We start from the raw sequence: 13,635 nt of genomic DNA on the forward strand, positions 1-13,635 counted from the left end.
TTTCGCGCCCAAATTTACAAAGGCTCTGTAAGCCGTAAAGGCCACTCTTAGCTTGCACCCTTCTTCCTCTAAGTTACTTAATCGCTCAGCTTCGGGTACTTCCATGCCCGAATATTCGTCTTCCATTTGTAGAAACTGGCATTTGACACACTGTTTTTGCAACAAAGCTGCTTTAGCAGAGATTCATGCCTCGGGCACTCTTAAGACACGAATAATCTGTTCTTTCGAAGACTTGCGTTTCGTATGTGTCTCGTTCCAATGGGAATGCCTCTACCTTTAGCAAAACACTAATACTGAGATGGTTCAAGTCATCGAGAGACGGCGACTAATCCCATTAACTTATAGTTCTGTTCCAGCCTCATTTATGCTTTTTAAAACAGGTGAAAGAACAAACTCAATAATCCTCCGCTTCCCGGTCTTTATTTCCGCAGTCACGGTCAAACCAGGATTGAGTACAACTTGTTGGCCTTCAACAAGCATGGCATCTCTATCCATTGAAATTCTGGCTTCATAAACAGGGCCTAAATCTTCGTCGTCAATCGCGTCGCTTGATATGCTGAGTATTTTTCCGAGTACAGTTCCAAATTTTGTAAACTGAAAGCTATCCACTTTGACTTCTACATCTTGGCCAACCGAAACGTGACCTTTGTCTTTATTTAGAATAAATGCTCTGATCTCTAATGGAGTTCCTGTGGGAACGACTACTAAGAGTGGTTGTGCAGGCGTAACTACGCCTCCTATAGTTTGCACGTTAAGTTGTTGTACATGTCCTGATACCGGAGCACGCAATCGGCGTAATTGACGCTGTTGCTCAAGTTTCAGCAAAGCTAAACTTGCACTTTCTCTTACGTTCTGTATTTCTATCAGTCGTGAATAAGCTTCATTTAGTTTGTCTGCTTTAGCTTTTGCAAGTTCTTTTTCGATTACTCGAATTGAGGAATCAGTTTCGAGCAGACGTTGAAGTTGAATTTTCCGATCTCCTTTTGCTTCTATCAATTTATATTTCAGTTCGAGCCAAACGGGTCTCGGGGACAGTCCTTTTTGAACCAAATCGAATAGAGATTTTTCTCTTTCTTTTAGTAGCGGAATTGCACTCTCAAGTTTTTCTACCTCGACCTCAATGGTGATTTTGGCCTTTTTGCGTCTCTCAATTTCAGCAGACAATGACGAAATATTTGCAAGATGCGAAGAATAGTCAGCGTTTAGCTGTTGCCGTGCAAGTGCAGCAGCTCCGATATTAAATTCTTTAGAGGGGGCGAAGGTGTCTGGACCGCCATTCAAGAGAGAGGTCAAAGCCGTCAGTTTTTGAATCTCTAATCTCGCCGTCTGGAGTTCTTTGTTTATTTGCTCTGTTTCGACTGCATTATCCGTCGCATCTAACTCGATGAGCAAATCTCCCTTTTCAACGTATTGGCCATCATCGACATAGATTTTTTTTATTGTCCCAATCTCTAATGGTTGAATATGTTTTGTGCCCCCAGACAGTGAAACCTGACCACGGGCTGTGGCAACAATATCTAGCTCCCCAAAGGTTGCCCAAAGCAGCACAAGTAAGAATAGAGTCGAAAGCAAGATCGCAAGCAGTCGCCCAAGTGGGCTGGCTGGCGTTTCCAATATTTCGATGGCTGCTGGCGCGAACTCTTTTTCGACTTGTAATCTGTGGCTCTCAAGAAAGGAGGCTAGCTTAGACTTGGTTTTGAGATAAAGCTTGTTCATTCCTCGCTTCCACCTTGTAGTTGGTAGAGTGCTGAGTAACGCCCTTTACGTTGTAATAGTTCTTTGTGAGTGCCATCTTCTACCAGACGGCCCTCTTCAATCGTGATGATCCTATCCGCATCACGTACCGTGGCTAGCCTGTGCGCAATGATCAAGACAGTTCGACCATGGCAAATCTTTCTCATATTTTCTTGAATCACCCTCTCAGATTCGTAATCCAGCGCCGAAGTTGCTTCGTCTAAGATGAGTATTCGCGGATTAGTAAGTAAGGCTCTTGCAATTGCAATTCTTTGTCTTTGACCTCCAGAAAGGTTTGCGCCGCGTTCAACTACCATTGTGTCATAACCTTCCTTCAGGTCCTGAATAAAGCTGTGAGCGCCAGCAAGTTTTGCTGCTTTAACGACCTGCTCCATAGGCAATCCTGGATCTGCCAGAGATATGTTTTCTCGAATTGAACGATTAAAAAGTAAGTTTTCTTGTAGAACGACACCTACCTGACGACGAAGCCATGACGTGTCCACCATAGCAAGATCGGTACCATCCACCATTATACGCCCTCTTTCTGGGACATACATGCGCTGCACCAGTTTCGTTATCGTGCTTTTCCCGGAACCACTCGGCCCAACAATCCCTACAACTTGGCCTGCTGGGATTTTAAGGTTTAAATCGCGTAGAATTTCCTGGCCGTCGGGGCGATAACGAAAATTAACGCTATCAAGTTCAATCCTCCCGCTGATTTGTTTTAAAGTCGATCTATTAGGATTATACGAAGGCTCGGCAGGAGTATTTAAAATATCTCCTAGCTTAGCTACAGAGATTCGCGCTTGCTGAAAATCATTCCAAAGTTGGGATAATTTTAGGATCGGTCCGCTCACTCGACCCGACAGCATGTTAAATGCAACAAGTTGCCCAACAGTCATATCTCCGTGAACAACCGCTAATGCGCCAAAATATAGCGTGAGCGCCATTGTAACTTTGTTGACGAATTGTGTTAGTTGCCCTGCAATATTCCCCAAGTTTGACGCACGAAAACTAGCTCCAACATAGGCCGATAACAGCTCTTCCCATTTGCGCTGTGTTTGAGGCTCAACAGCCATCGATTTGAGGGTTTCGACTCCAGTGATACTTTCAACTAGAAAAGCCTGGTTTTCTGCTCCCCGCTGGAACTGCTCTTCCATTCTCCTCCTCAAAATCGGAGTAATTATTAATGCGATCATTACATAAAATGGTATTGATCCGAGGACAATTGAGGTCAACAATGGGCTAAAATAAAACATCACACAAAAGAAAACTATCGTAAATCCTAGGTCAATTAAGAGTGTAAGTGCAGATCCAGTAATAAAATTCCGAATACTGTCTAATTCTCTCACTCGGGCGACATTCTGGCCGACTGCCCGAGATTCAAAGTAAGACAGCGGTAAATTTAAAAGGTGGCGGAAGAGTTTCACACCTAACTCTACATCCACCCTATTTGTTGTATGAGAAAAGGTATAAGTACGTAGGCCGCCAAGAAGTACCTCGAAAATAGATACGGTTACTAACCCTATTATGAGAACATCGAGTGTTGTAAGACCCCGATGAACTAAAACTTTATCGACCACTACTTGAAAGAATAAAGGTGAAATTAAAGCCATAAGTTGCAAAAAGAACGAGGCGACTAAGACTTCACCAAACAAACGCTTATAACGCATAAGAGCTGGCACAAACCAGCTAATGTCAAACTTGCTACCCTCCCCAAACAATTGCGCCCTTTTGGTCGCTAGTAATAGTCTTCCAGTCCAGCGTGCTTCAAGTTCCTGTCGCGAGATTTGCTGTACACGTCCTTGAGCGGGATCTTGTATTAATAAGGTTTCTTTTTGAGAGTCGACTTTTGCTATGATAAAAAAATTGCCGCCCCCGGTTTCAGAAATAACCGGAAAACTAGTTGACGCCAATCGCTCCCAGTTACTTTCAATTACACGGCTTTTCAGGTTTAGACGTTTTGTTGCACGCAGAAGATCTTCTGCGGTGAACTTCAAGCCAGACCTCCCAAATTGATGGACTAACTGCTCAGCATCTGTTGGTAATCCATGAAACCTAAAAAGTGTGACAAGGCAGGCAATACCTGTATCGATGTCCCGATTTCCTGGTGAAGCTGGTTGCGGTTTTTCTGTCTGCGTAGGCTGATAGGTAGAAGCTAGGTCTTGCATACTTTGCTCTAAAGGTATGAGTAGCCTGCCAATTGACTGACAGGCTACCCAATATTTAGCTAGAAGGAGCCCAGGCGGTAGCCAGCGCAGTGGATAGTGGACTGTTAGTGTCAGGCAAAGAAGTTGGTATTACGCCGTCAGTGACGTTTTCTGCATTCCATGCCGCCATAGCATCTACAAGCTGCTGCACATCTGTGTTGGAAAGTAGACTTCCTTCCACCCCAATTTGATCAAGACGATTAGTGCTGTCTCTGCCATCGCTGTACCATCCAGTTACAGTCACGCTGTCAGTGCTGTTTAATACATTAATGACGAGATCTTCCCCATCCTGAGTGAACCACAGGTCATACTGGTCAATATCTCCGACAAAGGACAAAGTATCGGTACTATTTACATTGCCTGAAACCAACCCTGGGTTTGGACCTTCAAATTGCTCGTCCCAAAACATTGTTTCATCGACAAAGTCTTGCCCATCACCGCGCCTGAAGAGGTAAGTGTCAGAGCCAAGCCCGCCATCCAGGCGATCGCTCCCTATGCCACCAGACAGGATATCATCACTCCCACCAGCGGCTGCGTAACTGCCAATGATTAAATCATCACCCGCACCACCGTTTAGATGCCCCTGCCCGGAAACGCGGTCATCACCACCATCACCGTTCAGCTCACCGACACCATAAACGCTATCGTTTCCATCGCCTCCGAATGCAGTACCTGTCGCGCTTATGTAATCATGTCCACTACCGCCAAATAGGATACCTTCTCCGCGAATATCGTCATTGCCAGCATCGCCGTATAATTCTCCGGTTCCGCTAATGATATCATCGCCACCTTCACCAAAAATGGTATCCTGTCCATCACCACTGACTAGTCGATCATTTCCGTCACCTCCATAGATCAGGTCATCTCCGCTACCACCATTAATGATATCATCGCCCCCTCCTCCAGAGAGCTCATCATCACCAGCATAGCCAAAAATAGTGTCTTCATCGGATGTGCCGGTATACTCGTCTGCGTATACAGAACCGTTATAGTCCAATCTCCGATCCGCATGCAGAGGCAGTACTTCGATGGATGCATTAGCTTCGATTAATTCTGATCCGTTACTGACCGTATAAGTGAAACTAAAGTCACCGATAAAGGTGGCAACTGGCCTGATAATATAATTGCCGTCTTCTGCAACTTCGACAGTTCCTATTTCGCTGGAGATTTCCCCAATAGTAAGCTCACTCGCATCGTCGAGTTGAAGATGCTTCGTAAGAGCATTTACGGACACCACCATCGCGGATCTCTCTGACATCACGAAATTGTGGTCTACACTGTCCTCTTCAGTTGCTGACTTTATTTCGACCTCTACTTTACTTTCGTATCTGAAATTAGGATCGGTGGGGCTCACAACTTCGTAATAAAACTCAGCTATTCCGGTAAAACCATCCTCCGGGAAAAACTCAAGCAAACCATCTTCACGTTGGACAATTCTGCCATTCTTCGCCTTTTCGCCCCATAAGAAATTTAAGGGGACGCGGTCGTTTGCAAGAAGTGCGAGAGGATCAATCAAAAGACTCTTTCCTGCACTCACTGACAGGAGATTATCCTCTATCGGGAACTCTGTATAATCCGGTACGATATCATCAAAGGTCGCAGTGTTGGGGCCATCAAATGAAATTCTGTCGATGTTCTTGAGCGTATCGTAACCTTCTGCACCCTCTTTATCGAACACACGATAGACTATCTCTCCATCAATCTTACTTGCTGTTACGATGAAGCGTTCTCGATCGCCGTCATAGTGAACAGTTTCCTGTCCTGATCCTCCGATAAACTCATCGTCACCAGCACCACCGTGGAAACTAGCTGCGGAATCTGAATGATTGATGATTATATCATCACCGCTGCCACCATAGACTGTCCCACCGTAAGAATTAATAATGTCGTTACCAGCGCCTCCATCAAGAACACCGTGCCCTGTTAGCGTATCACGGCCTATACCACCGAAGATCTCGTTATCACTTCCCTCAGCAGATAACGTATCATCTCCAGCTTCGCCGTAGAGTGTATCCTGCCCATCTCCACCATTCAGAATGTCGTCTCCATCACCACCGTGAACTCTGTCGTTGCCATTTCCAACAGCTACAACATCGTCGTGATTGTTGAAAAGATACAGGAGGTCATCGCCATCAGTTCCCAGCATTTGATAAACATCTTCTGGTGCCCAAACCGTTCCATCTGCAAAACGGATTTCTTCAATTGAATACTTTGATGCCGTACCTGTATGGAACGCGTTGAAATACCCCTCGATGGTCACTGACGATGTGCTTGAGAAGGCAAGGACCAAATCACGATTCCCAGATACCCCAAAGCTGATAGAAACTTCAGATGGGTTTATTCCCTCACCGAATACGAGAACGTCAAAGTCAGAGGTAGCGTTTCCTGAGCTATAATCACTAATGATATCATTGCCATCGCCCAGGTTGTAATGGTAGGTATCATTGCCCTTCTGCCCCAAAAGCGTGTCGGCTCCAGTGCCCCCAATCAGCACATCGTTACCCGCTCCTCCTTCAACTGTATCATCTCCGCCGTCACCTGAAAGTAGGTCGTCCCCTGCGCCACCGCTCAGTCGATCGTTTCCACCTGCTCCAAAAATTCGGTCATTAATCGAGCTGCCAACGAGCTGATCTACTCCGTCAGTTGAATTAAAGAGAAATTCGAAGATTTCATCCCTATTGAAAACGACACCGTCCGCAAATCTAAACGCTTCAATACCACCGCTTCCTTCTTCAGCACTAGCAAAGAAATTTTCAATAAGTATAGAGGTCCCGTCCGTATAATTAATCTTCAGGTCCGTATCCTCTGGACGGAGAACGCTGAAGGTAACATCGGCGATATCTATATCAGTGTCGAAGACGAGCTCATCAAAGCCAGCCACATCACTTGTAATTGTATCGTGTCCACCGCCGATTCTGAACAGATAGGTATCGTCGCCTTTTCCTCCACTTAGCGTATCGTCTCCAGCGCCACCATCAAGCGTGTCATTTAGATCTCCACCGACCAGAGTATCATTACCGCTCCCGCCAGAAAGGTAAGCGTTATGATTATTCAGTCCAGTGATCATATCATTTCCTGAAGTGCCCTCGAGAGCACGCTTTAGGAGTTCGTCAAGTCCCCACTCCAGACCGTTTTCAAAGCGGAACTGAGAGACAGGGAGTTCGGTTCCGGTTTCTGAAAAGACATTACCGACGAGCAGCATAGAGGAGCCATCGATCAGTGTGAGGATCAAAGACCCATCTTCTTGAATACTCGCTGTAATCTCATCTGGTGCTACTCCTTCACCGAACTCGACCATATCATCGCTGGCAGAGGCAGTGCTTAAGATAGTATCTTGGCCATCTCCCAAACCAAAACGGATGATATCAACGCCATCTTCCAGAAGAATCGTGTCATCGCCGACACCGCCTGATAGAACACCATCACTGCCGCTACTTGGGAGATAATCATTTAGGTCGGAGCCATCTGCAGCACGGCTGACGATCTCATTAAGATCCCAACCTTCACTGGAATTCGCAAAAGTGATTTGATCAATCGCGCCGGTCGCCTGGCCGAACTCATCAAAAAAGCCCTCTATGCTAGCAAGAGTCGTATCGCCGACCACTAAGGATAATGAGCCGTCAGCTTTTCTTGACAAACGCAAAGCAGAAGGGGCTACTTCTTCGCTCACTTCAATAGTATCTTGATCCTGCTCAGTTCCGCTCACATCTTCTCTAATTATGTCAGTACCTAGATTAGCGGATACCACGTAGGTGTCATTCCCTGAACCACCTTCCAGGACGTCAATTCCGGCTCCTCCATCAAGGCGATCTTCGCCTTCGCCTCCCATCAGGCGATCTGCACCGTCTCCACCGTTGAGAGTGTCGTTTCCAGCTTCCCCTTCAATTCGGTCAACTCCAGACGTCCCTAGAAGCAGGTCGTTGTCATCTGTTCCGACGATGTTGGACACCTGAGGTCCATCCTGCGTTAAAATTCCTTCAATCTCTTCGGAGGTTAAAATATCTCCATTCGCAAAGTGAATTTCATCTATTTTATAATGCGGAATTTCTGTTCCGTAGATATTCTTGAAATACTCAAGAATAACAACGCGTTCGCCGCCCTCAATCGATATGATGAGACTGTCACTCTCAATTTTCCCAGGATTAAGATCAAAATTCTTGCTAGAGAAAGTAATCATATCCCGTGTAATACCCGGTCCGAATTCGATCACATCAACATCGGAGGCTGCAGCACGACCTGAAACATCACTACCGTTATCAATCCACGTCTCACCATCACCCAGCTTTACTTGGTAGATGTCGTTACCGCTACCGCCGAGTAATGTGTCTGAACCACTTCCGCCATGCAGAACATCATCTCCTGCTCCGCCTTTGAGTAGATCGTCGCCACTTCCACCAAGCAGTTTATCATTGTTATAATGACCACTCAGTTCGTCATGACCAGATCCTCCTCTTAAGATATCGTCTCCTGCGTCTCCATCGATAACATCATTTCCAGCCAAACCATTGATTTCATCGCTACCTATCGTACCAATTAGTGCGTCATTTTCGTCGGTACCCAATAAAGTGAGTTCGGCAACCTGCTCCGCAGTGAGATAGAAATTCTGATCTTTAAATAGAATTGTTTTTATTGCATAGGCGCCATCCCCATTTTCAAAATTAAAGAAGAACCTCTTGACACTGAGTGTGCCACCATCGTCACCGGCTATGATCACATGCAGATCGTAACCTGTTCGACTAAACTTAACGGCATCCAGCGTGATGCTTTTCCCTAAAAGAACAAGATGATCATTTCCTGCCTGTGTGTGGATCTCATCGTTGCCGGAGCCACGCTCCCAGAAGAATAGATCGTCGCCACTTCCCCCTTTCAGTATATCGTCGCCTTTTCCACCATTGAGCCAGTCGTTTCCAATGCCACCATCTAGCGTATCGTTTCCGTCTCCTCCCTTCAGGACGTCATCGCCTGCTCTCCCTTTGAGCAGGTCATTTCCTGTACCACCGTAAATCTGGTCGTATTTAGATCCGCCTGAAATAGTGTCGTCTCCTTCACCCCCGAAAAGCTCGTTAGTGAACGCAGTTAGTCCGTTGATATCGTCATCTCCGGCGGTTGACATTGTGAGAATGTTTACAATGGACTCTATTGAGTAGCCCCCCCCTTTTCCGAAGCTAACCTTAGAAATACCTCTTGTCGGTACAAACGCCTGCTGGATTCGTACAGTCTCACCGGTGTCTATAATCGTGATAAGCAAATCAGTATGAAGCATTTCAAATTCAACTTCATTGATGGCTATATCTTCCAGAACCACAATTTCTGCGCCGGAAGTTCCCTTAATCACGTCGTGCCCATCACCACGTCTAAAGAGGATAATGTCTCCACCACCATTACTTGTAATGGTATCATTCCCCTCTCCCCCACTCAGCAGCTCCTGGCCAGCGCTACCGTAGAGAGTATCGGTGCCCGTTCCGCCGTATAAGTGGGTCGGCATATGATCATTTGCAGCTCTAAGAATATCATTGCCACCTCCTCCAAATAATGTCCTGTATTGGATGCCCCGTCCCATTATTGTTGGTGCTGTAATATTGTCATTGCCATCCGTTCCACGTGTTAAATGAACAATGTTTTCGAGACGAATATAACCATCTGAGGCACTTTCTCCATCCAGCACACCTAGCTCGATGAGTTCATTAATCTCATCTGTTGAGAGTGCCGCCAATTTATTAGAGAGAATCTCAAGTAGGTTAATACCCAATTCCCCGAAACGCGGTCCCATAAATGAAGTTATTTCAAGCAGATCTTGAAATGCAGCTATTGGGTCCTCTGCGAAATTTTGGTCTAAAAGCGCATGGAACTCTTCGGCATTCACCTTCCCGCCTAAAAGGATCGGAGTTGGTTCTTCACCTTCCTCAACCTCCGAATAGATTAGTTCCCCGGTAGCAGGGTCTCTCAGGAAAGCATCTTCCACCGTAATTGTCTGTAGCAGCGACGCCAAACGGGTTTGGAGGGCAAGTTCTATATATTTCTGAGCTTTCAAGCTCTCAAAACTTGCCAAAATGGTATCAGCACGGGTAAATCCATTCCAGCCGGCTTGACCGCCTTCTTCGAAAAAGTGCGCATCTCCCTCCTTGCCCCAGTCAATCGCGGTGTTTCCACCGAACAGCAGCGCGTCAGTTGCTTTCTCAAGGACATCAAGCTTTTTAGAAAGCTCGTCATAATCTGACCCCGAGTCGGAGACAGCAAGATCGAATGATGTAGCAGCATGATCATCCAAAAACCGCTCCCAGAAACTTGGCCCTGGAGGTTCTGGGAAGTTGATCTCGTTGCCATTAAGATCAACAATGGGCGGAATTTTCGGAGGTCCTCCCTCGAAAATCGGAGACACGAATGTAGAGTCCCGAGAAGCGCGATCGCTCGGATGGTCTTTTAACTTGAAGGGAGGTTCCAAAGGTTCAGTATCATCAAATTCAGTCCCCCATAGCGGATCGAAGGTGCCCCAATCAATATATGGCCCGTGTTTCGCTACTAACCTAACGAGAGTATTCCAGTAGGATGCAGCCATACCCAAACCGCCAACCCTTTTGGGGTGCCCGGCCTCAGCGCTCAATTTTGTTGTAGTATAAGCTTGCTGCCACGCCTGATTACTTAACACCATTGAGTAAACAGCCGCCGCATTGCGAAGCCCTGCGAGGTAGTCACTGGCAGCTGCAACTGCTCTTGCTCCTCCTAAGTCGGTGCCGTACAACTCTTCGTGATAGCTTGCTTCTCCATCAGGGGAATCAACAGAGGATTCGAGCTTGATGTTGCCTGTTGGCACATAAACACCATCAACCTTCACAACTTGAAATGGGCCGATATACTCCGAGTTACTCAGGTCTTCCGGTAGATTTGGAAGATAAATATCGGGACGGGCTGCCTGGCGTTCTGCATGTGTAGATGTGCTATCCTCGTCTGCCCGATCGTAATCAATGTACCTTCCATTCCTATCCCGCGTCCGCTTCCGAGCCGTTAGAGTTGTTGCTGTCCCTTCAGAGGCACCCAAGGCTTCGGAGGCTTTTTCCTCATTGGTTAGATCGATGCCTGACAAAGCCTCAAACGTCGCTTTGATGTTAAGCTCAGTCTGCTTCATATATTCGTTAGCGTGATCAAAATTATTCCAGATATTAGCCGGATTGATTACAGGTCCTTGGACGATTGATTTCCTACCATACTCATGCCAGCTTTGAGTGGAGGCCCACTCTTCCATCAGGGCATCCATCATACTCATTTGCTGCTGGCGGCTATCACTGTTTGCAAAATTTCGTAAAATGGCTTCAAATTCAGGATTTACTTTTGCTGCTTCATGAGTACTAAAAAGACCAGCTTCACTATCAATGAACGGCAAGCCCTGAATTTCCTCTGGGATTTCTCCTAGGTCATAATCAGTTCTTGTGTTCTGAGCAAAGAAGTAGGCAGCCGTTTCAGATGAGGTGCCGTCCTTATAATTGACTTCACCTTTATAGGCAATCTCATTACCATTTTGCTGTTCACCATCTTCAACGCCGATTACACCAATCGACTCGATGTTTAACTCGTCGAGAGATTTCAGTTCTCCTTCCTGAACAATGCCATCTTGATTTTCATCATTCCAAACCTGCAACTCATTCCATGCTGGATCAGATGCGTCGAGCTTTCCATCTCCATTATCATCAAGGTCCTGAAGCGCAACAAAAGCGTGCTCTGCCGTGGTTCCATCACTTAGCACCGTCGCATCGCCAAACAATTCGCGGCCATCTGTAATTTGACCATCGCCGTTTATATCCCGAACCAGAAGCCCGTCATCGGCCCCAACCCAGCCGGTTCCGCGTTTTATGCCGTCCCCAGCGAGGTCGAACATAACGCCATCTTCTGCGGTTACAGACTCAACGCCATCACCGTCCAGATCGAGAACAAACGGGTCTGTTAACCTTCCGTGATTTTCGGCATAAAAGGTGGTACTCAGCCCCATATCGATACCGAAGCGAAGAAGTTGCTTTCTACGAACTTCACCTGTAAACGCTTCGAGCCCAGTAGGGACGGCTTCAAGCAGTGTTTTAAATTGGGCATGCTCATAAAGCGCATCCCGGACTGCGTTGTTTCCTGTAGCTATCTGGTACAGATCATGGAGCGTTTCTAAATAGTTATATATGGCGCCCGCAGCAATCTCTACGCCGCTATTGAGAATGCTTGAAAATACATCCAGTACCTCGTCACCTCTTAAGCGAACACGGTTCTTTGACTCCAATTTTACGGAAAGCCCCGAGCTCAATTTGAGGGTTTTAAGTGCATTCGCAAATTCAGCAGATTGGGCGCCTTTGGCGGCCTCTGTGCTTGCGAGATAAAATCTAGCCTCTCCCTTCTCTGTGAACTCAATTTGGAATGCGCCACCTACACTTCCAAGAACATAATCAAAAGATCCTCCAAACGAGATCTGTTTGAGGCGCACATTCCCTTCCGCGTCTTTGGTCCAAGTAAACTCAATTTTTGTCCGCCCTCCGAGACCTTCAGGAATCAGGTCTAAAACGGCCTTTGGGACAGCTTTCAGATCTCTAAGGGCTCCTACAGATGCTCCCGCGTCAATGCTCACGGAGAATTCATTTCCCATCTCTCCATATTTGATACCGGGGCCGACGCTGAGCTTTGCTTCGATTGCCCAACCAACTTTTCCTGTATCATCTACCAGCAAAGAAACGACAGCATTGCCACGTCCACCTGCAGCGGTTAGAGCGACCTCCCCAACATAAGAGCCAGGGCTAAGGTTTGCGTGAGTTAGTGCCTGCTTTACCTCACTGGAGAACTCATTCAGAGATGACGGGATATTAAAATAGTCTGCAAGTTCCGCATAAGTTGGGAAGCCGGTGCTAGCACTTGGTATAAATGAGGCTCCTACCAAAGAGCCGTAGTTTGACACCCACTGCTCGTAGTTTTTGTTGTTTTGTAATGGCATAAGAGTTACCGGTAGAGTTTGCAGGTTGCTAGATAAACTTGGAGATGCAGGCGCTAAAAAGCACTGCTCAGCTCTCTCTCGTGATATCGATACAATTGAAAGTATCTAATGAGGGGATACTGAACTGAAAAAGGTCCGCGGCAAGCGAAAACGTCATCAAAAATGTCGCGCAAGCAAGATTTTTGCTTGAAAACGAGTTCATTTACAGGCTTCCATGTCTACATATTAGAATAGCTTTGAGTGGGCCCTTATATTTAGCTATAAGAAGACTTCTAGAGTGAACTACGCCACAAACGCGTAGATTCCGCCAATGCTCTTACTTAGTCCAAATCAACGTTTTTGTTTGTGTCTATGCAGAGGGCAAATATGTTCGGTAAAGATGATTTTCTAAAAATCTAATGGTAGATGAAGCTCACATGCGGGAGCTTCATATGAAGTGTCAAGCGATTGTTAATGCTGTGTTCCACGAGCGACGGAGGGAGATCGTGAGACCCGGACAAGGAACATAAGCGAAAAACCACCGCGAACACTTCTTCTATCGGTTCTCACACCCAATGCATTCAAGAATGCTGCCGGACATGGAGCTGACCAGATCATCGGACAACTAACTGCTTTGAAAGCAACTGACGCCCCTCCCCCCAACAACTACACAAGAGGGGCGTCAGCAAGCTGCTGAAGAGCGCTCATTTGAGCCCGCAGTCCTTCTCCAGTCAGGCCTTATCCATCATTGTC

Annotated in this window: 3 protein-coding genes; all 3 read right to left on the reverse strand. The window is 46.5% G+C overall.

What is annotated here, in order from left to right; genetic code table 11:
- Positions 1-339 precede the first annotated feature (339 nt).
- The 3 genes from DHN43_RS24775 to DHN43_RS24785 are packed head-to-tail and all read right to left on the reverse strand — an operon-like array spanning position 340 to position 12,903.
- Positions 340-1,716: an HlyD family type I secretion periplasmic adaptor subunit gene (locus tag DHN43_RS24775; protein ID WP_108820438.1), complete on the reverse strand. Its 1,377-nt coding sequence runs from the start codon at positions 1,714-1,716 to the stop codon at positions 340-342.
- Complete coding sequence (locus DHN43_RS24780) at positions 1,713-3,905, reverse strand: type I secretion system permease/ATPase (RefSeq protein ID WP_108820439.1); 2,193 nt, start codon at positions 3,903-3,905, stop codon at positions 1,713-1,715. The genes DHN43_RS24775 and DHN43_RS24780 overlap by 4 nt, the downstream gene beginning before the upstream one ends.
- A gap of 55 nt (positions 3,906-3,960) precedes the next feature.
- A complete protein-coding gene (locus DHN43_RS24785) occupies positions 3,961-12,903 on the reverse strand; it encodes a calcium-binding protein (RefSeq protein WP_108820440.1) in 8,943 nt (2,980 codons plus the stop codon).
- Positions 12,904-13,635: the final 732 nt, after the last annotated feature.

It is taken from the genome of Pseudovibrio sp. Alg231-02, from assembly GCF_900143565.1.
Classification (GTDB): domain Bacteria; phylum Pseudomonadota; class Alphaproteobacteria; order Rhizobiales; family Stappiaceae; genus Pseudovibrio.

Coding starts and splice junctions, on each gene's coding strand:
- DHN43_RS24775 (WP_108820438.1), bottom strand. CDS start 1,716: ATGAACAAGCTTTATCTCAAAACCAAGTCTAAGCTAGCCTCCTTTCTT.
- DHN43_RS24780 (WP_108820439.1), bottom strand. CDS start 3,905: ATGCAAGACCTAGCTTCTACCTATCAGCCTACGCAGACAGAAAAACCG.
- DHN43_RS24785 (WP_108820440.1), bottom strand. CDS start 12,903: ATGCCATTACAAAACAACAAAAACTACGAGCAGTGGGTGTCAAACTAC.